This window comes from Pontibacter chinhatensis, from assembly GCF_900113285.1.
GTDB classification, from domain to species: domain Bacteria; phylum Bacteroidota; class Bacteroidia; order Cytophagales; family Hymenobacteraceae; genus Pontibacter; species Pontibacter chinhatensis.
This window is the reverse complement of sequence record NZ_FOOT01000007.1, coordinates 81,977-105,226: the sequence shown is the minus strand read 5'-3', so window position 1 is coordinate 105,226 and position 23,250 is coordinate 81,977. Positions and strand designations below refer to the sequence as shown.

Annotated in this window: 24 protein-coding genes; 13 read left to right on the top strand and 11 right to left on the bottom strand. The window is 54.0% G+C overall.

All coding sequences use genetic code 11. The annotated features are described in order from the left end of the window. Positions 1–85 precede the first annotated feature (85 nt). The gene (locus BM040_RS18085; RefSeq protein WP_217646796.1) at positions 86–2,275 is read left to right on the top strand and encodes a M3 family metallopeptidase; all 2,190 of its coding nucleotides are present in this window, start codon (positions 86–88) and stop codon (positions 2,273–2,275) included. 101 nt (positions 2,276–2,376) lie between these two features. Here BM040_RS18085 and BM040_RS18080 read toward each other — a convergent pair whose 3' ends face one another. Both BM040_RS18080 and BM040_RS18075 read right to left on the bottom strand, forming a co-directional pair. Further along, complete coding sequence (locus BM040_RS18080; protein WP_139217847.1) at positions 2,377–2,829, bottom strand: hypothetical protein; 453 nt, start codon at positions 2,827–2,829, stop codon at positions 2,377–2,379. 133 nt (positions 2,830–2,962) lie between these two features. Next, positions 2,963–3,355, bottom strand: a complete 393-nt coding sequence (locus tag BM040_RS18075) for a YybH family protein (RefSeq protein WP_092104507.1) — start codon at positions 3,353–3,355, stop codon at positions 2,963–2,965. Between the two features lie 320 nt (positions 3,356–3,675). Here BM040_RS18075 and BM040_RS18070 point away from each other — a divergent pair, with 320 nt between their 5' ends. From BM040_RS18070 to BM040_RS18060, 3 genes are read left to right on the top strand one after another with little or no spacing between them, the layout of a single operon-like run. Next, positions 3,676–4,842 carry a hypothetical protein gene (locus BM040_RS18070; RefSeq protein ID WP_245756291.1) on the top strand — a complete coding sequence of 389 codons (1,167 nt, stop codon included), beginning with the start codon at positions 3,676–3,678 and terminating at the stop codon, positions 4,840–4,842. Between the two features lie 18 nt (positions 4,843–4,860). Then, positions 4,861–6,528 carry a BCCT family transporter gene (locus tag BM040_RS18065; RefSeq protein ID WP_092104505.1) on the top strand — a complete coding sequence of 556 codons (1,668 nt, stop codon included), beginning with the start codon at positions 4,861–4,863 and terminating at the stop codon, positions 6,526–6,528. Continuing rightward, positions 6,525–7,412 carry a universal stress protein gene (locus tag BM040_RS18060; protein ID WP_092104503.1) on the top strand — a complete coding sequence of 296 codons (888 nt, stop codon included), beginning with the start codon at positions 6,525–6,527 and terminating at the stop codon, positions 7,410–7,412. The genes BM040_RS18065 and BM040_RS18060 overlap by 4 nt, the downstream gene beginning before the upstream one ends. Before the next feature lie 17 nt (positions 7,413–7,429). Here BM040_RS18060 and BM040_RS18055 read toward each other — a convergent pair whose 3' ends face one another. Next, positions 7,430–8,041, bottom strand: a complete 612-nt coding sequence (locus tag BM040_RS18055) for a MarC family protein (protein ID WP_092104501.1) — start codon at positions 8,039–8,041, stop codon at positions 7,430–7,432. A 111-nt stretch (positions 8,042–8,152) separates the two neighbouring features. Then, complete coding sequence (locus tag BM040_RS18050; protein WP_092104499.1) at positions 8,153–8,833, bottom strand: site-2 protease family protein; 681 nt, start codon at positions 8,831–8,833, stop codon at positions 8,153–8,155. Positions 8,834–9,031: 198 nt separating this feature from the next. On the opposite strand from BM040_RS18050, the gene BM040_RS18045 reads away from it, so the two are divergent. Continuing rightward, complete coding sequence (locus BM040_RS18045) at positions 9,032–9,946, top strand: YihY/virulence factor BrkB family protein (protein ID WP_175491119.1); 915 nt, start codon at positions 9,032–9,034, stop codon at positions 9,944–9,946. Between the two features lie 64 nt (positions 9,947–10,010). Here BM040_RS18045 and BM040_RS18040 read toward each other — a convergent pair whose 3' ends face one another. After that, the gene (locus BM040_RS18040) at positions 10,011–10,286 is read right to left on the bottom strand and encodes a hypothetical protein (protein ID WP_092104495.1); all 276 of its coding nucleotides are present in this window, start codon (positions 10,284–10,286) and stop codon (positions 10,011–10,013) included. A gap of 184 nt (positions 10,287–10,470) precedes the next feature. Next, positions 10,471–12,237, bottom strand: a complete 1,767-nt coding sequence (locus BM040_RS18035; protein WP_092104493.1) for a chloride channel protein — start codon at positions 12,235–12,237, stop codon at positions 10,471–10,473. 85 nt (positions 12,238–12,322) lie between these two features. On the opposite strand from BM040_RS18035, the gene BM040_RS21605 reads away from it, so the two are divergent. Beyond that, positions 12,323–12,595, top strand: a complete 273-nt coding sequence (locus BM040_RS21605) for a hypothetical protein (protein WP_139217846.1) — start codon at positions 12,323–12,325, stop codon at positions 12,593–12,595. A gap of 13 nt (positions 12,596–12,608) precedes the next feature. Here the strand turns inward: BM040_RS21605 and BM040_RS18030 are convergent, their stop codons facing one another. Next, on the bottom strand, positions 12,609–13,142 hold the full coding sequence (locus tag BM040_RS18030) for a YceI family protein (protein WP_092104491.1): 534 nt from the start codon (positions 13,140–13,142) through the stop codon (positions 12,609–12,611). 287 nt (positions 13,143–13,429) lie between these two features. On the opposite strand from BM040_RS18030, the gene BM040_RS18025 reads away from it, so the two are divergent. After that, positions 13,430–14,401: an aldo/keto reductase gene (locus tag BM040_RS18025; RefSeq protein WP_092104489.1), complete on the top strand. Its 972-nt coding sequence runs from the start codon at positions 13,430–13,432 to the stop codon at positions 14,399–14,401. Between the two features lie 149 nt (positions 14,402–14,550). Next, on the top strand, positions 14,551–15,000 hold the full coding sequence (locus tag BM040_RS18020; protein ID WP_092104487.1) for a GNAT family N-acetyltransferase: 450 nt from the start codon (positions 14,551–14,553) through the stop codon (positions 14,998–15,000). A gap of 836 nt (positions 15,001–15,836) precedes the next feature. On the opposite strand, the gene BM040_RS18015 is transcribed toward BM040_RS18020, so the two are convergent. Continuing rightward, positions 15,837–17,087 carry a multidrug effflux MFS transporter gene (locus BM040_RS18015; RefSeq protein WP_092104485.1) on the bottom strand — a complete coding sequence of 417 codons (1,251 nt, stop codon included), beginning with the start codon at positions 17,085–17,087 and terminating at the stop codon, positions 15,837–15,839. A 117-nt stretch (positions 17,088–17,204) separates the two neighbouring features. Between BM040_RS18015 and BM040_RS18010 the strand changes: the two genes are divergently transcribed. Beyond that, positions 17,205–17,456 carry a DUF3820 family protein gene (locus BM040_RS18010; RefSeq protein WP_092104482.1) on the top strand — a complete coding sequence of 84 codons (252 nt, stop codon included), beginning with the start codon at positions 17,205–17,207 and terminating at the stop codon, positions 17,454–17,456. Between the two features lie 2 nt (positions 17,457–17,458). Here BM040_RS18010 and BM040_RS18005 read toward each other — a convergent pair whose 3' ends face one another. Next, the gene (locus tag BM040_RS18005) at positions 17,459–18,025 is read right to left on the bottom strand and encodes a pseudouridine synthase (RefSeq protein ID WP_092104480.1); all 567 of its coding nucleotides are present in this window, start codon (positions 18,023–18,025) and stop codon (positions 17,459–17,461) included. Between the two features lie 193 nt (positions 18,026–18,218). Between BM040_RS18005 and BM040_RS18000 the strand changes: the two genes are divergently transcribed. The 3 genes from BM040_RS18000 to BM040_RS17990 are packed head-to-tail and all read left to right on the top strand — an operon-like array spanning position 18,219 to position 19,889. Further along, positions 18,219–18,917, top strand: coding sequence for a carboxypeptidase-like regulatory domain-containing protein (locus BM040_RS18000; RefSeq protein WP_139217845.1), 699 nt, complete (start codon positions 18,219–18,221; stop codon positions 18,915–18,917). A gap of 3 nt (positions 18,918–18,920) precedes the next feature. Next, entirely contained in the window at positions 18,921–19,202 is a 282-nt protein-coding gene (locus BM040_RS17995) for a GNAT family N-acetyltransferase (protein ID WP_092104476.1), read from the top strand. A gap of 12 nt (positions 19,203–19,214) precedes the next feature. Further along, positions 19,215–19,889, top strand: a complete 675-nt coding sequence (locus tag BM040_RS17990; RefSeq protein WP_092104474.1) for an outer membrane beta-barrel protein — start codon at positions 19,215–19,217, stop codon at positions 19,887–19,889. Between the two features lie 269 nt (positions 19,890–20,158). On the opposite strand, the gene BM040_RS17985 is transcribed toward BM040_RS17990, so the two are convergent. Continuing rightward, positions 20,159–21,682: a gluconokinase gene (locus BM040_RS17985; RefSeq protein WP_245756290.1), complete on the bottom strand. Its 1,524-nt coding sequence runs from the start codon at positions 21,680–21,682 to the stop codon at positions 20,159–20,161. Between the two features lie 640 nt (positions 21,683–22,322). Here BM040_RS17985 and BM040_RS17980 point away from each other — a divergent pair. After that, positions 22,323–22,733, top strand: coding sequence for a hypothetical protein (locus tag BM040_RS17980; protein WP_092104472.1), 411 nt, complete (start codon positions 22,323–22,325; stop codon positions 22,731–22,733). Between the two features lie 23 nt (positions 22,734–22,756). Here BM040_RS17980 and BM040_RS17975 read toward each other — a convergent pair whose 3' ends face one another. Beyond that, complete coding sequence (locus tag BM040_RS17975; protein ID WP_092104470.1) at positions 22,757–23,245, bottom strand: META domain-containing protein; 489 nt, start codon at positions 23,243–23,245, stop codon at positions 22,757–22,759. Between the last annotated feature and the right edge of the window lie 5 nt (positions 23,246–23,250).

The window sequence follows — 23,250 nt, the reverse complement described above, 5'->3', positions numbered from 1 at the left end:
TGAGACATTTTTAGTAACTTGTGCTGCCGATTATTCAAAATTTAACAGTTAAATCCCTAAAGTATAAATTTCACCCAAACTACCTATGCAAAAGAAAATCATAACAGCCGGTAGTCTGATGGCTGTACTGGCCCTGACCAACTGTACTTCGGTGCAGACGCAGGAGCAGTCGCAGCAGACACAGGCGGCCGTGGAGCAAAAGCAGGAAGAAACCAACCCGCTTCTGAAAGAATGGACAGGCCCATACGGTGGCGTGCCGGCATTTGATAAGATGAACCTGGCCGACCTGAAGCCTGCCATGGAGAAGGCTATGGCCCTGAACCTGGCTGAGATTGAAGCAATTGCCAACAACCCACAGCCTGCTACCTTCGAGAACACCATCGAGGAGATGGAAAGAGCCGGGGAGGAACTGGGCCGCGTGTTCACCTACTACGGCATCTGGAGCAGCAACGTGTCCACGCCGGAGTTCCGGAAAGTACAGGCTGAGATGGCTCCGAAGATCTCTGAGTTCAACTCCAAGATCTCCCAGAACGAGAAGCTGTTCCAGCGCATCAAAACGGTGTATGACAACGCCCAGAAAAACCCGCTTCCGGCTGACCAGCAGCGCGTGGTGCAGCTCGTTTACGAGGGCTTTGCCATGGAAGGCGCTGACCTGAGCCCGGAGAAAAAGGAGCGTTATGCCGCCATCAACAAAGAGCTTTCCTCGCTGTACACCAAGTTCTCGAACAACGTGCTGGCCGATGAGGAGAAGTATATCGTCTACATCACCAAAGACCAGCTGAGCGGCCTGCCAGAGTCGTTTGTGAAAGCCGCAGCCAAAGCTGCTGCCGATAACGGCCAGGAAGGCAAGTATGCCATCACCAACACCCGCTCCAGCATGGACCAGTTCCTGACCTACTCTGACCAGCGTGCCCTGCGCGAGAAAGTATGGAAGAACTACTACTCAAGAGGCGATAACGGCGATGCCAACGACAACAACGCGAACATCACCAGGATTCTGCAACTGCGCCGTGAGCGCGTGCAGCTGATGGGCTATGATAACTTTGCCGAGTGGCGCCTGCAAAACCGCATGGCCAAAACCCCACAGGCGGCCATGGACCTGATGCTGGCCGTGTGGCCTGCAGCCACTGCCAGAGCCAAGGAAGAGGTGGCCGACATGCAGGCCATCGCCAACAAAACAAGCAAAAGCAAGATCACGATCGAGCCTTGGGACTACCGCTACTACGCCGAGAAAGTACGCCAGGCCAAGTATGACCTGAACTCCGATGAGGTGAAGCAGTACCTGGAGCTGGGCAACCTGACGCAGGCAATCTTCTACACGGCCGGCGAGCTGTTCAACTTCAACTTCACGCCAGTGCCGGAGGGCTCTGTGCCGGTGTTCCATGAGGATGTGAAAGTATGGGAAGTGACCGACAAGACAACCGGTGAGCACATCGGCCTGTGGTACCTCGATCCGTTCGCGCGCCAGGGCAAGCGCTCCGGTGCATGGGCTACGACCTACCGCGCCCACACCACGTTTGACGGCAAGAAAACGGTTCTTTCCTCGAACAACTCCAACTTTGTGAAGCCTGCCCCGGGCGAGCCGGTGCTGGTATCCTGGGACGATGCGGAGACGTTCTTCCACGAGTTTGGCCACGCGCTGCACTTCCTGGCGTCTAACGTGAAGTATCCGACCCTGAACAGCGGCGTACGTGACTACACTGAGTTCCAGTCGCAGTTGCTGGAGCGCTGGCTGTCTACTGACCGCGTGATCAACCAGTTCCTGAAGCACTATAAGACCGGTGAGCCGATGCCGAAAGAGCTGGTGGCCAAAATTGAGAAGGCCGCTACCTTTAACCAAGGCTTCGCTACGACAGAGTTCCTGGCCTCTGCCCTGATGGACATGCACCTGCACCTGGCCGACCCTACTAACCTGGACCCGGACAAGTTTGAGCGCGAGACGCTGACCAAGCTGAACATGCCGAAGGAGATCGTGATGCGCCACCGCACCCCGCACTTCACGCACGTGTTCTCTGGCGAGGGCTATGCTACGGGTTACTACGGCTACCTGTGGGCGGACGTGCTGACTTCGGATGCCTCTGAGGCTTTTGCCGAAGCACCAGGCGGGTTCTACGACAAGCAAGTGGCTGACAAGCTGGTGAAATACCTGTTCGCTCCACGCAACGCGATGGACCCGGCAGAGGCTTACCGCCTGTTCCGTGGCCGCGACGCCAAAATCGACGCGCTGATGCGTGACCGCGGCTTCCCGGTACCGGGCCCTCAGTCTAAAAAGTAAAACACCTGCGCGGGCCTGGTTTATACTTTGCCGCGCAGTTAAAACAAAGGCCCTGCAAGCGTGCTGTTTGCAGGGCCTTTTTCTTTGATAGAACCGCTTTCTTATACTTCAGTAGAGGATCTGAGCCAGATCAGAGCCATGCTGTAATCCGTAAACACCTCGTGCTCCGTTACACCGAACTGCCTGTAAATTTCCTGGGCGTCCTGCGTAAAATCCGTTAGGGTCTGCAGGCCGCTATAAAAATCCTCGGGCACAAACACCGCTACTTTGCGGATGCCCGCTTCAGCAGCCAGGCGTGTGAAAGTATGGCTTACCCATTCCCTTTCTTCGGAGGTGATGATGAAAATTTCCTCGTCGTTAATCAGCCAGTTTTTTACCTGTTCATCCACTGAAAACTGGATACACCACAGGAAAGCAGCCTGGCGTTCCTCGGGCTCTATTTGTCTGTTCCAATCAATCAGCAGCAGCGAGTCAGCCTCGGCGTAGCGCACCACCACAAAATCATTCCTTAAGACTTCTTTCGCACTAACTCCTGAGCTTTCGGCGGTTCCCATATTTTCTGCAATACACTTACACGCTACAAGTTAGGCTAATTTTTGAGTCGATTTGGCTATTTATACTTCCTCTGCCACTAAAGTATAAAGGTCCTGCAAGTATAAAGTTTACAGCGCCTTTATACTTTATACTTCAGGTAGCGCTCAGGTTGGTGTTCCAGATGTCTTTGTGCAGTTTCCAATCGCCATCCTGCCTGTGCCAGATGACGATGTACTTGCCCTTGTCTACCAGAGAGCCTCCCTCGCCGCTCAAGGTATAGTTCCCCATCTCGATAGCTGTGTTCTCGCAAGGCTGTACTTCCACCGTTTCCAGCTTTACGCTTTTTATGCCCATGTTCATGGCACCCTGCCAAAACTCCTGCACGGCCAGCTTGCCACTAAGCGCCTCCATGCCGGCGGGCAGCAGCATTCCCTCATCCGTATACAAATTGGCCAGTTCAGCAGCGTTGCCCTCGGCAAAGGCTTGCATAAACTTTTCGTTGGCAGCCCTGATTTCACCTCCTACGTGTACTGCGGTTGTTTCCATAGTTTATATCAGTATGTTTGTTTTACATATTTCCTATACATCATACTATAGTACTTACGCTTCCTCCGGCAGAATATAACACGGGCTGCCCCGTAGACTGCGCATATTGCGTGAAGGTAGCCTTTCGAGAGGCAGATAACGCTGTACCGGTGGTTAAGGCATCTGTACCAGGGCCTTAGCCGTGCCAGCGCCTCCAGCTTCTTACCTGTGCCAAAGTATAACTTTTGCTGCCTCCTACCCCTCCGTTCTTCACCCAAAGCAACTTTTACTACCTCGCACCGTCATAAGTATAGTTGTACACAATACTAACTGAGGTGCCTTTGCAAGTAACTTTACCACAACGGATACTTATATGCCTGCCCCTCTTCCTGCTGCTACACACCGCCTGCCTGGCGCAGTACCCGGAGGAGAAGCCTGAGGAGAAGCCATACCTGAAACTGGGCGGCGCGGTGCGCTTTAACTATAACCTCTCTACCTGGAAAGAAGATCAACTGGACCGTGGCGGCGATTTCGGGTTTGACATGTTCCGCATCAACGCTGAGGCCGAGTATAGGGGCATCAAGCTGAATGCCGAGTTCCGCCACTACTCACAGGCCTTCGGCGGTTCCTTTCTAAAGCAGGCCTGGTTCCAGTACGACTTTTCGGAGCAATCACAGCTACAGGTGGGGCTGAACCAGGTGCCCTTTGGCATCCAGCAGTACAATTCCAACAACTGGTTTTTCAACCTTACCTACTACATAGGCTTTGAGGATGACCATGACATGGGCGTAAAGTATATCCATGACGCGGGCCGCTGGCAGTGGCAGGCAGCCTACTATAAAAGCGCCGAGGAGTTCGTCTTCGCTTTAACCGACCCCAGCCCGAACCGATATTCCTACGACGTAACCGGCCGCAACAAAGAAAACAACCAGCTTGACTTTAAGGTGATCCGGCGGCTGGGCGACAGCCTGGCACATGAGGTGGGCTTCTCGCTGCAGGGCGGCCTGCTTTACAACCTCGACACCGAGCGCAATGGCACCCGTTACGCAGGCGCCATACACTACGAGTACAAGACAGCCCACAGCCCCTGGAACGTGAAGCTGCAGGCCATGCTCTATCGCTTTAACCCCAATTATGCCACAAACAACGACCTGGACTACGTAGAGATGGGCGCGTACGGAGCCAACTACAATGTAGCCAACAAAGGCGAAGTATACACGGCCGGGGTCGCTTACCACATACCCATTGATACCAAGCTGCTGCAGGGCATCGACATCTACAACAACTATGGCTACTACAACAAGCGCGTGAGCGGCTACGAAAATGCCCACATGAACGTGCTGGGCGCGCTGTTTACGGCCGGCCCGATGTACATCTACACCGATGCCGCCTTTGGCTACAACCAACCCTGGTTAGGCCCTGAGTGGACGAACGCCCTTGCCGCCGGCACGCCAGGCGATACCAAGTGGCACATGCGCTTCAATATTAACATGGGGTACTATTTCTAATAGTTAAAAACAGCATGCATGAATAAAATAAAGAGTGATGTAAAAAAGACAATGGGGATGGAGGTAAACGGCCCCGTGTTCTGGTCATCCATCGTGTTCCTGGTAGTAAGCATTACCCTGGTACTGATTTTCAGGGAGGATGCCGAGGCGTTTTTTAGTGACACGCAGGCAGCCGTGACCTCCAACATGGGCTGGCTGTTTATACTTTGCGTGAACCTGTTCGTTGCCTTCTGCTTCTTTGTGGCCTTTAGCCGCTTTGGCAAGATAAGGCTGGGCGGCAAGGACGCGAAGCCAGAGTTCAGCACCTCGGCCTGGTTTGCCATGCTGTTCAGCGCCGGCATGGGCATCGGCCTGCTTTTCTGGAGTATTGCTGAGCCAATCAACCACTTCCAGACACCGCCGCTCGGAGAGCCGGGTACACCCGCCGCCGCGCGGCAGGCCATGAACTTCACGTTCCTGCACTGGGGCTTGCATGCCTGGGCTATTTACGCGCTCGTGGCACTGGCGCTGGCTTTTTTCACCTATAACCGGCAACTGCCGCTAACAGTGCGTTCTGCCTTTTACCCGTTCCTGGGGGAACGCATCCACGGTGTGGTGGGGCACGTGATCGATATTCTGGCCGTGATTGCAACGCTTTTTGGGTTGGCAACCTCGCTTGGCTTTGGTGTACAGCAGGTGGCGGCCGGCCTGAGCCATGTATTCCCTGCCATTGCTAACAATATCACCACCCAGATTATCCTTATCATCGTCATCACGGGTATTGCCACCATCTCCGTGGTAACCGGCGTAGACAAGGGCGTACGCATCCTGAGCGAATGGAACATCCGGGTGGCCCTGTTTATACTGGTGGCCGTGCTGGTACTGGGGCCTACAGTTTTTATACTTGGCTCTTACGTGCAGAACACCGGTTCCTACATCGGTAACTTCATGCAGCTCTCGTTCTGGAACGAGGCCTACTCTACCCGCAACTGGCAAGGCGGCTGGACGGTGTTTTACTGGGCCTGGTGGATTTCCTGGGCTCCGTTTGTGGGCATCTTTATTGCGCGGGTATCCAAGGGGAGAACGATAAAAGAGTTTGTACTTGGCGTACTGATTGCTCCGTCGCTCCTCTGCTTTCTGTGGATGACGGCCTTCGGCAGCACCGCCCTGCACGAAACCCTGGCCGGCAACACAACCATTGCCGATGCCGTGGCAGCCGATATCTCCACCGCCCTGTTCGTGTTCTTTGAGCAGCTGCCCTTTTCCACCGCACTTTCGGTGGTTGGCATTCTGCTGGTGGCCGGCTTTTTCGTCACCTCCTCCGACTCCGGCTCGCTGGTGGTCGTGAGCCTGACCTCCGGCGGCAACCCCAACCCCTCGGTTGGCATACGCGTTTTCTGGGCACTGGCCGGCGGCGCGGTGGCCGCAGTGCTGCTGGTTGGCGGCGGCCTGCAGGCCCTGCAAACGGCTGTTATTATTACCGGCCTCCCGTTTGCCATTATACTTTTGCTCATGTGCTACAGCCTGTACCGGGGCCTGGACGAGGAAGCCGAGGAAGAATCAAAACTCGGCAGAACCCAACAGCGCAAAGCTTACCAGCAGTTGGTAGCCGAAATGCTGGCCAAACGTGCCCAAAGGCAGGACGCCGCCAGAACAGTGGAAGCCAGAAAAGACAATCCTACACCACCAAACCCTGACATATTATGATTACGATAGATGCCATGATGGTCTGCCTCGACCTGAGCGACATAGACGAGAAACTGGTTGCCTTTTCCCGCTCCATTTGTGAGCGGCTGCAGGTGCGCAAAGTATACTTCGTGCACAACATCCGCCTCTACGAGCTCGCCGACGATTTCCGGGAGATGCTCGGCGATATAGACCTGAGCCAGGAGGTGGAGGGCAACATTTCCGATATCGTAGCCGAGCAGTTTGGTAACACTGCCGATTATGAGATACTGGTAAGCGAGGAGCCCAACACCGAGGTTATACTTGCTGACCTGGTAAAGCGCTACGGCATAAACCTGACCTTGCTGGGCAAGAAGATGAGCGACAAAAGCACCGGGGCCCTGGGCACCAAACTGCTGCGTATCCTTCCGTGCAGCGTGCTCGTGTTTCCCGAAACGGCCAGCTTCAACGTCAGGAAGGTACTGGTGCCGATAGACTTTTCGGATACCTCGGTGCACGCGCTCCGGCTCAGCAAAGAACTCTCGGACCAGTTAGGGTTACAGCTGGAGATCATGCACGTGTACCGGCTGCCAACGCAGTTTTTCCCGCTGATTTCAGAAGCCGAGGCTGTCAAAAAAGCAGAGGAAATAGTGAAGGCAAAGTTTGCCGACCTGCAGAAGCGCCAGCGGGAGATAGCCGGCGTGCCCTATACCTTAGTGCGGGCCGCGAACAAAAGCATAGCCGAGCGCATCACGCTGCACCTGGAGAAGGGGCACCACGATCTGCTGGTGCTGGGCCTGAAGGGCAACAACCCGCTGCCCTCGCTTAGCCTGGGCAGCGTGCCAACCGAGATGTATAACACAGACATCCACATTCCGCTCTGGCTGGTATACTCCGGCGAGGTGATAAAAAAGCCCCGAGGGTAACGACAACCAGGAACTTGCTAGAGTATCTCGGTGGTGACCAGGTTTCGTATGCCGGTCACGATCATGTCGATGCCGATAGCGCCCAGGAAGAAGCCGTTGATGCGCAGCAGCAGCTCCATGTTCTTGTCGAAGGCAAGCTGCACCTTTTTGGAGCGCATACCGCGGCGCATGTTTTTAAGCCCCATAATCGTGGCGAAGTTTATCAGCATGATGATCACCAGCGAAACCACCCCCTGCCACAGCACCAGTTGCTCCGACATCAGCACCGTGAGCGATATGGTACCTGCGCCCACCATAAATGGCAGGGCGATTTCTGAGGCCAGGTCGTGTAAGTCGCCTTTTATCTGGATAAAGGCCTTCTTGCCCTGCACAATGAAGATGTAAGCAAAGGAGAACAGCACTACGCCGCCAAATATCCGGAAAGACTCAAAGTCGATGCGGAACACTTTCTGAAACACCAGGTCGCCGAGCAGCAGAAACACCAGGTAAATGCCGAAGGAGATACTGCTGGCTTTGATGAATACAGACCGGAAATCCTCATCCGACAGGTCGCTCATCACAGGCTTGAGGTACAGGAAGAGGGCAAAAGGATTAAGCATCACCAGAAAACTAACTATCGCTGTAATCATAGAATCAGTAGTGGTTTTGGTGCCTATACCTACGGAGCATGGTGCAGGTAGATGTGTAAGGCGGGAAATTAACCTGTTCGGATAGCTGGCAAAGTATAAAAGCCGGGAGCCTTACAGCGGCACCCGCGGGTAGTTGCATATTTCAACCTCTTCGCCGCTCTTGGTGTTGATCAGGCGGCTCGGGCGATTTTGTTGTGCCAGCTCATGCGCTCTGGCCAGGGCCTCTTCCTCCTCCCTGAAACTCTCCACAACCGTTTTACTGTGATCCAGCACCTGCCACTGCTCCTTTTCCTTATCCCACGTAATGCGATAAATGCTTTCCCGGATGCCGGGCTTATTCCGGATCAAATCAAGTATAACTTTGCCGTCGCTGTAGGTGCCATCGGGGTAAGGCATGGGCAGCAGCGCAAAGAAAATGTAGTACATCGAAAAGTATGTAAACTGGTATGTCAGCATGCCGGGCTCCACCACCTCTTCCTCCACCAGGTACATCGCAACAAGCGTCGATGCTGCGTTAAACAGCACTCCTCCCAAAAAGATGAGGATATTCGCCAAACGGTGGTTGCGCCGCAGGTTGTCGAAAGAGCAGAGGCCGTACCAGAAGTAATATTTGCGCACTTCCAGCATGCCCAGGCGAAAGAGCACATCTCCGGTGCCCACGGTTACTTTGATGTTTCTGCCCCCCATCAGCCAAGCGAAAAACACGTGGCCTGCCTCGTGGATAAAAGAGATAACCGGGAGCACGAGGAAGAAGGCCAGAAAGAATTTAGGAATATCGTTAATACCAAACATTGTTATCTGTTACGTTTCCCGGCAGGATTGTTCCGGAGTGGCGCCTGCCATACTTGCCAAAAGGCTGCTTTTCGATAGGGCACTGTAACGTGCAACCCGCCTTACCGCCTGCCTCCAAATTCCTTTTTACTTGCCGCACAAAGCGAGAACCTGCCGGGCACCTGCGCGTTAAATGAGTCCTTACCAAACGCAAAACGATTGAAGACGCTCCTGCAAACAAGCTGGCAAATACTTAAGGAATCCAAAAAGAACTTTCAGCAAGGCGAGCCTATCGTGTATAGCGCCGCCATCGCCTTCTTCACCATATTCTCGTTACCGGCCATACTTATTTTCCTGTCATTTTTCGGCTCTCTCTTTTTTACGGAGGCTGCCGTGCAGCAGAAACTGGTAAAGCACATAGAGGAACTGATAAGCCGGGAGGCGGCCACACAGGTGAGCGAGGTGCTGGCCAACCTGACGGATATTCCGGTCAGCTTCTGGGGCATCGTCATTGGTCTGGCCGTGATCATCAAGAGCGCCACGATCATTTTTTTCATTGTTCAGAAAGCGCTTAACGCGGTGTGGCAGGTAAGGGTAAAGCACCAGGTAAACTACCTGACCCTGCTAAAGCACCGGGTGCCCACCCTGCTGGTTGTGGCCAGCCTCGGCTTCCTGTTCATGACCAGTATTTTGCTGGAGATGGTGCTGAGCATTTACAGCGAGCAGTTACAGGATCTGTTCGAGGAGTACCTGAGCCCTGCCATTCGCACCATCAACACGGCCTTTAATATCCTGATGATGCTGATGTTTTTCACGGCTATACACAAAGTGCTTCCAGATGCGCAGGTAGGCTGGAAAAATGCGCTCTCTGGCGGCATTATCACCTCTGTGCTTTTCCTGTTCGGCAAGGAGGTGATTAACCTGATACTGGAGAACGTGAAGATTACAGGCATCTATGCCACAGCCGGTTCGCTCGTGGTGCTGTTGCTGTGGGTGTTTTACTCGGCTGTCATCCTCATGCTGGGTGCCGAGGTGACCAAGGCGTATGCTGACTACCATAAGCGCGCCATCGCCCCATCGGAGATTGCCATAAAGTATAAGCGGGTAAGGCAGCGGGAGCCTGACGAAAGCTAGGCCCCTATACACAAAAAGAGGAAGCAGTTAGCTTCCTCTTTTTGTGTATTGATGGTGATAAATCCTAAGAAGTATACTTGTCTTTGCCAAGTTGCTTTACCAGTTTGTTATACACTCCCAGCAGCAGGAATGATGGGGCCCACTGGCCTACAAACAGTGCTTCTTCGTCTTTTCTCATTACTTTAAGCGTGGCTGAAATTGCCATAGAACCCAGGGCAGCCCATAGGTACATATCAGATGGTATACGGGCGGTATACTCTTCTATTGCTGCGGCTACAGGACCTTCTTCTTTCTGCGGGTTCATCGAATCTGCTTTTCTTTTTAGCTCGTTTGCATCCATAGTTTATATTCTGATTTAGAGTTATTGTTATTATTCCAGTTCAAACGCAGTATCCGTTGCTATTGTTATGGCAATCCGCTTTTTTCAGCAAAAAACCGTTTCTATATAGCAGAAAACGGCTTTTCTCTCCGGTGCCTGCTACCTAAGCCGCAGGGCCAGGTGCTGCCACCCCCCAAAATATCCGTCAGAAAAACCTGTTAACCTTGGTCAGCTCCTTGCGGTACTGCGTCAGCAGGCGGCTCTTGGAAATGAAGCCCTTGAACTTGCCTTTCCGCACCACCGGCAACGACCACAGCTTGTGGGTATCGAACTTATCGAGCACCTCGGCGGCGGGCTCGTCTATCTCCACCACAGCCTCCGGTGGGTGCATCAGATCGCGGGCCTGTATGGTGTCGTAATTAGAGGTGTCCCCGAGCCGCTGCCGGAAGTCGTTCAGGGTGATGATGCCCTTGAGCATGCCTTTTTCATCGAGCACCTGCAGCACGCCCTTGTTCGATTTGGCGAAGCTCTCCACCACCTCCCGGAACGCGGCATCCTCCGTCACCGCCGTTCCGCCATCTTCGACCAGCTGTTTGATGTTCAACTGGTTTAACAGGATGCGATCCACGCGCAGCGCCTTACTCTGGCCCTTGGGTTGCACCACGTTGCGGCTCAGGTTCTCGATGTAATACTTCAGAAAATAGGAAACCGCGCACACCAGCATCAGCGGCACAAACAACTGGTAGCTCTGCGTGATCTCGGCCACAAGGAAGATGGCTGTCACCGGGGCGTTCATGATGCAGGCAAACACACTGGCCATGCCCAGGAAGATGTACGTGGCCTGGTTGAGCTCATAGAAAGGAAAAACCAGTTCTGCCACCTTGTAAAACAGGAAGCCCAGCAAGCCACCTGTGATAATAGAAGGGGCAAAGTACCCGCCCTCACCGCCTGAGTTAACGCAGATACCCGTGCTGATGGGCTTTGCCAGCGTTATCAGCGAGAAGAAGAAGAGGTTGAACCAGACCGTGTTCGGCAGCACCGCCAGCGGCGAGTTGACAAAGAGCGAGCGCTCCTCGTTGTTGAGCAGGGCATTTATACTTACGTACCCCTCGCCATACATGGGCGGCAGCAGGTAGATGATGCAGCCTAGCGTAATGCCCCCTATCAGCGCCCGCATGTACGCATTCTTTATGCGCGACAGGTACATGGCGCAGTAGCTGTAGGTCTTGAGCAGGTAATTGGACATCAGGTAGCCCAACACCCCCAGCAGTACGATAAGCGGAATCTGCTCGTAGGTAAAGTCGGTGAGGGGCACCTGGAAGCGCAGGTGCTCGCCCATGATGAACTCGAACAGGATCTTTCCGGCCGCCGCCGCCACCAGCAAGGGTATCAGCAAGGTGGGCGTAAACTCCGGAAGTATGGTTTCGAGGGCAAAAATGAAGCCCCCCATGGGCGCGTTATACACCGCCGAGATGCCCGCCGCCACGCCACACCCGATAAGCAGGGTACGCAGCCGGTAGCCCAGCCCCAGAAAACGCCCCACGTTGGAGCCCACCGCCGCCCCGCTCGAGATAATGGCCGCCTCCACCCCGGAACTCCCGCCAAAGCCAATGGTCAGGCCCGTGGTGACAAACTTAGAGTATACCAGCCGCAGCTTGATAATGGAAGAGTGGTTCTCTATGGCGTCAATCACGTGGCGCGCCCCGCCGAAGTAGGCCGTTTTCTGGAAGATGTTCCGGTTGATGAACGTTACGAGCAGGAAGCCAATGAGCGGCAGCAGAAAGTATAGCAGCTTGGGCGCAAAGTATACCGCGTACTGCTCAAAGTAAAAAATGATGGTCTTGATAAGGATGGCCGATAGCCCGACAATAGAGCCGACCACCACGCTCAACACAAAAGGCATCACACGGCTGTTGCTCTGCTTCTTTCGCCATTTTAAAAACGCCAGTTGATAACGGTTTAATCTGCTCATGTTTTAGGGCATATGCCTGCTATGTGTGTGCACATGCCAGTGATGTAAGAAATAATGATGCGCTGTCCTGTTTTGCCGGGGCAAATTGCAATTGCCCCAAGCCTCTCCTCCGACAACGAAAGTTTTAGAAAATGGCTGCATCAATCCCCTTATTTCGACCCCTGCCGGGTTTAGCCAGCTGCTTCTGAAGCGCAACTGCTTTTCGAAATCGCCGGCACGTGCTGACGGGGTAGCAGCTATACTTTATACTTGCTATACGTTGCCTGTAGCCAAAACAGAAACTATAGCCCCGGGAAAGTATAAAAGCTCCTGCGCCATGCGCCCGGAGCTTTATACTTTATACTTCCTGAAAGGGTAGTTTATACTTTCGCCTACTGTTTCACCAGCTGTATCTCGCAGTTGAGCTTTATTTCATCGCTTACCACCACGCTGCCGGCCTCTGTCACGGCATCCCACATCAGGCCATAGTCTTTGCGGTTTATTTTTCCGGTCACGGTAAAGCCGGCTTTGGTCTGTCCGTAGGGGTCTACCACAATGCCACCGAACTCCACGTTCACGGTTACAGGCTTGGTAGTGCCGCGGATGGTGAGGTCGCCGTGAAGTTTATACTCATTCTCCCCTACCTTCTCAAAGTTTTTGCCCTCATACTTTACCTGCCCGTGGCTGGCCGCATCAAAAAAGTCTGCCGACTTCAGGTGCGTGTCGCGCTGCTCGTTGTTGGTGCTGATCGAGTCCACATCCGCCTTAAACAGGACCTTTGTGGCTTTGGTAAAGTCTTCGTCCTCTGTCTCTACCTCCACGTTAAACTGTCCGAAGTAACCGGTTACGGTGGTGATCATCAGGTGCTTTACCTTAAACTGTACTTCGCTGTGCATCGGGTCTGTTACCCATCTTGTTGTAGCCATAGTTTCTATTCCTTTAAGATTACATGTACGTATAAGCTTTTCAGCAGCAACAGGTTACATTTCAGAAAGAAACGCTCTGGTTAACCGCCATCCAGCCGCTCTGCCACGTTTCTGCCGAAAGGAAAAACCTCCTATAAATACGGAGCACCTACCAGGGACATTTTCTAAAGCATGGAAGGCGGAGCTTCTACTTTGCAGGGAAGCAGGTGATTTCCTGGTTAAGTAAAAGCAGCCATACTTCTTCTCCAGCTTTTTCGTACTTTAGAATCCTATCAAAAGACACACTTATGAAATACAGACGATTTGGCCGCACAGGCTGGAACATAAGCGAAGTAGGCTATGGCATGTGGGGCATGGCCGGCTGGAAAGAATCCGATGACCGGCAGTCGGAGCAGTCGCTGGATTTGGCCGTGGAGCGCGGCTGCAACTTTTTTGACACAGCCTGGGGCTATGGCGAAGGGCACAGCGAGCAACTGCTGGGAAAGCTACTGAAGCGCCACCCGGACAAGCGCCTTTACGTGGCCACCAAAATCCCGCCCAAGAACTTTACCTGGCCCTCCCGGCCCGAGTTTAAGCTGGAGGAGGTTTTCCCGGCAAGCCACATCATCGAGTATACCGAGAAGAGCCTTAAAAACCTGGGCGTGGAAACGATAGACCTGCAGCAGTTTCATGTGTGGGAAGACAGTTGGGCTGAGCATGAGGAGTGGCAACGCGCTGTGGAGCAACTGAAGGCCGATGGAAAGATACAGCACATGGGCATCAGCGTGAACCGCTGGGAGCCGGAGAATGTGCTCAACACGCTGCGCACCGGCCACATCAGCGCCGTGCAGGTAATCTACAACATCTTCGACCAGGCCCCTGAGGATACACTTTTCCCGCTCTGCGAAAAGCTGGATGTCGGCATCATCGCCCGCGTTCCGTTCGACGAGGGCACCCTGACCGGCAACCTCACCAAAGACACCACCTTCCCCGAGGGCGACTGGCGCAACACTTACTTTGTGCCAGAAAACCTGCACAGCAGCGTGGACCGTGCCGAAAAACTGCGGCCGCTGGTACCCGGAAGTATGACGATGGCCGAGATGGCTCTGCGCTTTATACTCAGCAACCCGCACGTGAGCACCACCATCCCCGGCATGCGCAAAAACAACCACGTGGAGTCTAACCTGGCCTCCAGCGACGGCAAGGGCCTGTCCCAGGAGCTGTTGCAGGAATTGAAAGCCCACCGCTGGGACCGCCAGCCAACCAAATGGTCGCAATAGCAAACGCAAGTATAACGCAGGCACCCGTTTGTACCTGCGCATAAAGTATAAAGAAGGCCGCTGCCAGCAATGCAGCGGCTTTTTTGTGTTTATAGGTGCGGGATGTATGCTATCTTTGCAACCTGTATTTCTGATTTAGACCGCCCGGCATGAGCCTTACCAAGATAAGTAAAGCCTTTGATGCGCTTACCCCGCACGAAATGTATGAGATGCTGCGCCTGCGCAGCGAGGTGTTTGTAGTGGAGCAGACCTGCGTGTTCCTGGATATGGACAACAAGGACCAGAAGTGCCAGCACCTGCTGCTCTACCAGGACAGCGAACTGGTAGCCACTTCGCGCCTGGTGCCGCCCGGCCTCTCCTACCCCGACGCCATGTCTATCGGCCGCATCGTGACCAGCATGGAAGTACGTGGCACAGGCCTGGGCAGGATTTTGGTGGATTATTCGATTGAGGAATGCTACCGCCTACACGGGCACGGCCCTATTAAAATCGGGGCGCAGGTATACGCCAAAGGTTTCTACGAGAGCTTCGGCTTTGTGCAGTCCGGCCCCGAGTACGATGAGGATGGCATACCGCATATTGAGATGACGAAGGAGTAGGAACGCTTTTAGGTTAGTTTACCAGGTTTAAACACGGTTGCTCAAGTACAATACTAACCTTCGCATCATCTTGAAAGAAGTGGGATTTCTGCAGTGCCGGGTCCAACCACCCCTACCCCTCAGAGCTGCGCCCGCTACCTTCGAACTCCCGTTCTTGGTAGTCTAAGGAGGGGAATCTGTAGCTGATCTAGCCAAAGTATAAGTTCTATAGCTGTTGTCCTCGCGCGGACAGGTCGCGACCTGTCCCTACAAGTATAAACCCACCCCCAGACCCTCCGAGGAGGATCTGGGGGTGGGTTTATACCTCATACTTTCTCTGTCATCTCGAGCAGGGCGAGAGATCTATTCGGAATTCTCTCTAGAATTCTATGGTCAAGCTGACAGCAGTGGCAGTGGCTATCGAACTGCTTCCCAGCCTTTGGGTTGAGCGCCTTCTAGATTTCCGGTGCCGCAGGCAGCCCGAGGAACGAGGGCAGGAAATGTAGACAGCGCGATGCCCGAAGGCGAGGCCTCCCGGCCTTGAGGGAGCCAAAGTCAGAGATGAAACAATAGGTTTATAAGGCTGAGGATGAACGGTGGCTAAAGAGGATAGCTTGTGTCAGGTTGCAGAAAGCAGTTGCTATTAAAGTATAAACTAGCAAGTATAAAGTATAGCCTAAGTATATCAGCTACTGCCAAAGTATAGCCGAAGGTACAAAAGTATAAAGTAAACTTTACGCGGACTAGGAAGTCCGCAGCAGCTTTAGTTCCGAACACGGATGTCCGGAACAGCAGAATAGAAGCGGTGGCTAGGAAAGTATAAACCAGCAAGTATAGCCAAAGTATAAACTATACCCCTACCGCTCCTGCCCCGTCGACAGCAGCACAGAAGTACCTTCCTCCACGGCGCGGCGGCTGGCGCGGTAGCGTATGGTGCGCTGGCCCAGCAACAGCAGCACCAGCCCTATTACTGAGCAACCCGCCATCACGCTGACCATCGGCAAGGCCGTTCCGGTGTGCATCACACTTACCGCCGCCGACATCAAACCACCCATCGCCATCCGGAAGCTGCCCAGCAAGGCAGCCGCACTGCCCGTGTTCTTGCTGAAAGGCGCCAGGGAGAGTGCCGTAGCGTTCGGGTTGAGGAGCCCCTGTCCGGTCAGGAAAACGAACAGCAGCACAATCAGGCTGATTATGCTGAACCATCCATAGTATGTACCGACCACCAGCAGGATACCCACCGCAGTTTGGTAGAAGAGGGTAAAGTTGATCACCTGCTCGCTCTTAAACCTGTTCAGGATAAAGTGGTTAAGCTGCGTGGAGCCGATCATGGCAAAGGCCAGAAACGCGAAGATCCAGCCATACTCCTGCTCGCTCACCTTGTAAATATTCATGAACACGTCGGCAGAGCCGGCAATGTAGGCAAAGGGCGCCGCCGTGGCAATGCCGCCCGCCAGCGTGTAAAGCAGAAACTGCTCCTGCTTCAGCACCGAGATAAAGCTCTTCAGTACTGGCTTCGGTTTCAGGGAAATAGAGGGATCGGCAGGTCGTCCTTCCGGCAGGAAAAAGTATACGCCCAGCATGATCAGGGCCGTGATGACGGCAAGTATCACGAACACCGAGTGCCAGCCAAAGGCCGCCGTCACGTAGCCTCCCACCGTAGGCGCCACCATCGGCGAGACGGCAATAACCAGCGTGAGTAGTGAGAAGGCCTGTGCCGTTTTGTTTACCGGGAAGATATCGCGTACCAGCGCCTGCGCCGCCACCATGCCCACGCAGCCCCCAATGGCCTGCAGAAAGCGCATCAGCACAAAGGAGTTAATAGACTCGGTATAGGCGCAAGCCAGCGACGTGAGGATATAAATAAACAGCCCGACATACAGGGGCTTTTTGCGTCCGTAGCGGTCCAGGAGCGGCCCGTACAGCAGCTGCCCCACCGAAATGCCCACCAGGTATGCCGTCAGCGATAGCTGCACTTGCGCTATGGTGGTTTTTAAATCGGAGGCAATGGCCGGGAAGCCGGGCAGGTACATATCAATCGAGAAAGGACTGATAGTGGCCAGCGAGCCCAGGATAAGTATGATTACAAAATATTGCTTTCGCGTCATGTATATTATTCAGAAAAGGCGTCAAAGTTACAACATAAATTAGTCTCTGCAGCAGCAGCGCAGAGGTATATAACCTATAACTTGGCACAATGTTTCGGATTGTTTACCTTGCCGGTCATGCAAGACCCATCAGCTCAACCCAACTCCTCCATCCTGCAGGAACTCGTACTGCACCGCATGCCCTTCGGCAAGTATAAAGACACGCTCCTCTGCGATTTGCCTGTCTCCTACCTGGAGTGGTTTGCCAGCAAGGGCTTTCCGCCGGGCAAGCTGGGCATGCAGTTGGCTACCATGTTCGAGATTAAAACTAACGGCTTGGAGTACCTGCTCGTTCCGCTTAAGCGCCAGGCAGGGGGCCGCAAGGCATAAATTCAGCCTACATCAAAGGCGATTACCTCCCGCACCTCGCCGGCACCCATTTCGCTTACGGTGATGTGGCCGATGCGCACCCGCACCAGCCGCAGCGTCGGGAAACCGATGGCGGCGGTCATTTTGCGCACCTGCCGGAACTTGCCTTCTGTGAGGGTGATGGATACCCAACTGGTGGGGCCGTGGCGTTCGTCGCGGATGCGCTTGGCGCGATCGGGTAGTTCGGGCGTGGCCTCCAGCCGCTGCACCCGGCAGGGCTTGGTCTGGTGCCACTCTTTTTCGGTGCGGATGGCAATGCCCTGCCTTAGTTGCTGCAGCGCCTCCTCGGTAATCACGCCATCCACCTGCGCGTAGTACTCCTTCTCCACCTTGGTGCTGCGCACCGCCTCGCTCACTTTGCCGTCCGTTGTCAGCAGCAACAGCCCTTCGCTGTCCTCATCCAGGCGACCGATGCTCATAGTGCCTTCAGGGAAATCGTACAGCTCGCCCAAAACTTTCTTTTTCCGGGTTTCGCTGATAAACTGGCTGATGTAGCCGTAGGGTTTGAAAAGTATAAAATGGCGGTGCATGGCAGGAGGCTGTTTCCGGGTGCAAAGGTACGGGTATGGATTTATACTTTCTAGTTGCAACCATACTTCTGCTGAAAGGGTCCTGGTGATAAAGGCCTATCCACTTATCTTTCTGCACCTTATCCGTTCAGAAACATAAAATTTTACATTCTGAAATGCATATATTGCAGGTAAATCCCAAAGGCACCATCACATGAAAACACACGCCGGTTTATACTTTGTTTTGATTTGCCTTGTCTGCTGCCTCGCCTCCTGCGACCTCCACCAGTATGACTATGTCAGCAAGTACTGCCCCGGCTCCTGCACCGTTATCAAGGGCCGGGTAAGCGACCAGAACGGGCAACCGGTTGCCGGCACCACGCTGCGCATCAAGTGGCGCAACGACGGCTACCTGCAGCCAGCCTACACCACCGAAAAAGCCACTGCCACCACCGATATGAACGGGAACTACGAACTGCGCTTCCTGCTCCGCGACAGCGAACTGGAGAAAGGCTATTTTCTGATAGAGGCTAACCAGGATCTGGATGCCTACCTTGGCTGCAAAGCCGACAACCTGTGGTACCCTCGAAGCCTCGCCCGCGACACGACTATCATCCAAAACTATACCATCGCCTCCTTCGCTTTACTGGAGTTTACCACCGACAACCAGGACCCTGAACAGCCGCCACAGGAGCGCTACCAGGCCCTGGTAAAGTATAAACTAAGCCCCACCGATACCGACAGCTGCACCTATGCCTTTGACGGCCGCTGGGGATACCTGAGGGGGGAAGTATACGTGCCTGCAGACATACCCGTAGTGGTGTATACTTCAAAGGCCGGAACCGGAATGACAAAAAAAGACGTGCTGACGCTGGAGTCGGGGGAAAGGCGGCGCTATACCTTAACATTTTAAAGTATGACATACGAGATCATTCACGAAGAGAAATACCAGCAGTTTACGGCCCGGCTGGAGCAGGACGAGGAAGCCGAGCTGGCCTACGCCAAACCTGAGGATGGCGTGCTGGACCTGACGCATACTTTTGTGCCGGAGGATTACCGCGGCACCGGCCTGGCGCAGGAGCTCATCAACACAGCCCTGGCTTACGCCCGCCGCCACAACCTGAAAATCATCGCCACCTGCGTAGCCGTGAAAAAGCACATCGCGCAACACCCCGAGCACCAGGACCTGCTGCACTAAGCCATACTTGCCATGAAGCGCCTTATACTGTTTACTTTGCTGCTGCTACTGACTTTGCCGTCCCTTGCCCAAACGGAGGCCGAGCCCTTGAAACAACACCTGGTGAGCCTGCAGGTGGGCGGTGCCTTAGGGAGTGGTAACTTCGGTGACGCTGATTTTGATGATGCCTACCCGGCTTTTGTCCGCGACGGGCTGCTACTGACCGGCAGTTACCGCTACAGCCTTGGCCCGCATGTGGGCGTCGGCGCCTCGGTGAGTTACCGCCACAACCGCTACGACCTGGATGCCTTTGTGGAGCCCGACGATGAACTGGTAACAGGAAAAAGTTCCGAGGCCTGGCGCTCCTGGTTTACGCTGGCCGATGTATACTTTAAAGTGCCCGTGCGGCAGGTGATGGAAGTATACCTGAAAGGCTCGGCAGGTGCCGCCTTTAACCGCAGCGCCTCCTGGCAGGTGCAAACTACTTATGGCGCTATCCGGATGCCCGCCGACAAGGCCACGGCAGCGGCCTGGGGCTGGGGCAGCGGCGTCAATTTTATCACCAAACCTTTCCTCATCAGCCTGGAAGGAAAGATGCTCTACACCAAGCCTGTTTTCGAGGTGCTGAACACGCAGGGCGATCCGCTCCGACACCGCCAATCCCTGAACACCTTTAACCTAAGTGTGGGTGTACTCTACGATTTCTAAGGTTATACTTTGGTAGATGACCGTAAAAAAATTTGCACAATTTTTCGCGTCTTTCAAACACTCAAAAACCCCGTTTATAGCTCATAAACGAAGATTTCTATACTCCCCGAACTTTTTCACCAAATAGATTGAATAAATTTTTCATCTTTTCATAACCTTTCCTATGCCTTCCCGTTTATAAGTATGGCTAAAAGTTGAAAATAGATTACAAAGAAGCCGGAGATTCCACCCAAAGGATTTCTGGCTTCTTTGTTTCTATGCCTCCCTTCCTATACTTTGCTTAATTGCACAAAACTCTCCTTCAGTTTCGGGTACAGTGATTCGAATATGGCATAGCTCCTGGCGTAGGTTTCGTGGGTGTTCTGATCAGGTTCAAACGTGCTGCGCACCCGTATCATACTTTCAGCAGCCTCCAGCGAGGGCAGCAAGCCGAGCGCGTACATGCCCATGATGGCTGCCCCGAAGGCGGACCCCTCCCGCGTTTCCGTTAGCTGCACTTTCTTGCCGGTTACGTCGGCCAGCATTTGCACCCACAGCTCCGAGAAGCAAAAACCGCCGTTGGCATAAATGCAGGAAACTGGGCCAATCGTTTGCTCCAGCGCCTGCACCACACTGTTCACGCTGTAGATCACCCCTTCCATCACGGCTCTTAGAAAGTGCGCCCTCTTGTGGTTGTACCCCGCCCCAATGAAGCACGCCCGTGCCGCGCCATCCCAGATAGGTGCCCGCTCGCCGAGCAGGTAAGGCAGAAACAGCAGTCCCTCTGCGCCGGGTTTTATACTTCCGGCCACCTCGTCCAGGAGCTCGTAGATGTCCTGGTCTTTGCGTGTGGCCTCCAGGGTTTCGGCAGCATAGAACGTATCCCGGAACCAGCGCAGCGCCACGCCGCCATTGTTCACTGCCCCGCCCAGCACAAAGTGGTCCTTATCCAGAATGTAGCTGAACACCCGCTCCTGCAAATCTGTGGCGGGTTGGTTGGCCATCATGCGCACGGCGCCACTGGTGCCAATGGTAACCACCGCCTCGCCGGGGCGCACGGCATGGGAGGCCAGGTTAGCCAGACAGCCGTCGCTGGCGCCAATCACGAAAGGCGTGTCGGCAGGAAGGTGGAGTGCGGCGGCGTCCGCTGCCTGCAGGCCTTTGAAGGTATAAGTAGGCGGCACCGGCTCGGGCAGCTGGTCCGGGTTTACGCCTGCCACCTGCAGCGCATCCGGGTGCCACGCAAACTCGAAGATATGGAAGAGCCCCGTGGCCGAGGCGATAGCATAATCCACTTTATACTCGCCGAACAGCCGGTGCAGCACATACTCCTTTATCCCGATAAATTTAGCGGCCTGCTTAAACACCTCCGGCTGTTCCTTCCGCAGCCAGCACAGCTTCACGAGCGGCGACATGGGGTGCACCGGCGTGCCGGTCTGCAGGTATATCTTGTGGCCTACCGCACTGCTCTTTATGTCATCGGCAAACGTATGGCTGCGCGAATCGGCCCAGGTGTAGGAGTTGGTGAGTGGCTTGCCGTCGGCATCTACCAAAATAAGGCTATGCATGGCGCTACTGAAGCTTACGCCGTCCACCGCATGCCCCTGCTCCTGCAGCCATTTGGCTACGGCGCCCAGCGTGTTCAGCGCGGCCTGCAGCACCAGTTCCGGGTCCTGCTCCGCCTGCCCCGGCTCCAGGCTGACGATGGGGTACTCCTGCGACTGCTGATAGAGCACCTCCCCGGCCCGGGAAAAAGCCACGACTTTGGTGCTGGTAGTGCCGATATCGACCCCTACCATGGTGTTTTGCTGCATAAGTGTATAGTTTACCCAATTTACGTAACCTTGGGCACAGGCTTTATACTTTTATAGCTCCTGCGCAGAATTAAGCACAGCACTTTGGCGCTATACTACTAGCTGTAAGTAATCTAGGAAATTTCCCTGGTATGTAACAGTCTACTGCCAATGTGTAGCTAGCTTTATACTTTAGCGCCTGCAGCTTACCCTCTCAGGCACAGGTTTTACACATTGCAACTGGCCCGTAAAGTATAAAATTGGCTCCTTGCCTTACCTTCTCTCCTGCTCATTGAGCTTCTGAAAGTATAGCATATGTTTCGCTGCGTGAAATTCTGGTGTTGCAAAGTCTGCTTCCTGTGTACCTCCTCGCAGCGCCGGGAGTAACGTGTTTACAGCTAAAACCAGCCAGCTACCACCCGCCGGCGCGGGCAAACGGGCATTTTCGGGTGTGGATAAAGTATGGAAATGTAGATAAACCGTGCCCGGCCGCAAGTATAGCAAAGTATAAACCGCTGTTAATTAACCAGTTTAGCAAACAGAGCCTCCTCCACTCTCCACATCAGTGTAATATTTGTCCACATTCACATTTCGTACATAGTGATTACCTATTTTTGTAAAGCAAAAGACACTTACACATATCAGGAAAAGGACAGTAGCGATGGTTAAGACAAATGTACACAGAGGCGAGGTTATCAGAGATGCCATAAAGGCTAGCGGCGTGGCCATTGGTGTAGTGGCCGAAAAAATGGGCATCAGCCGTAAAACGCTTTACAACAAGTTTAAAGAATCCAGCATCCCATACAGCTTTATCCTGAAGCTGGGCGAGGTGATTCACCACGACTTTGCACAGGATTTCCCACACCTGAGTAAAACTGTGAAAAAAGAGGCCCCAAAGGCACAGCCGCAAATGAGCACCAACCTGCTCCTGCCCTTCGACAGCGAGCCGCAGGAAACCACCTACAAGCACAGCAACCTGCGCGACTGCGAGCAGGAACTGGTGAACCTGCAGCGCAAGTACATCAACTTGCTGGAGAAATTTAATGAGCTGCTGCTGAAGACACAGGTTTAAGCTAAGGCCGGCGCGGGAACGGCCTAATCAATAATGATAGCCCCATCGCGCCGCAGGTTTAGATCTTCCTGCTCGTTACCGGCCCGGAAGGTGGCCACAGCTGTCTCACCGGCGTAGAGGGTCAGCAGGTCGCCGGCAATCCGGAAACTACTTACCTGGCCAAGCAAGTCAAGCATCTTGTTCTCCTGCTCTATTTCCGGGCATGTCATCCGGGAGGAGCTCAGGTTGGAGATGCTAAGCTTCTGCCCGCTTAATTCATACTTGCCCGAGAACCTGTTGCAGCCGGTAAAGCCAACCACGCGGGCTTTGCCTTCCTCGAAGCGCACATAAGCTGTTTGGGTGTTCTGCGGGCGCTGCACATCCTGCCCCTCCAGGGACAACAGGACCCAATAAGCACCCAGGATGCTGTCCGCCTCAGCGGCAGTGCTTTGTTTTTGCATGGTGCAGGCTCCGGCTGTTAGCAAGCATAATAAGGCTATCGCCCAAAGTATAGGTGTTCGTTTTCTGATCATTTTTC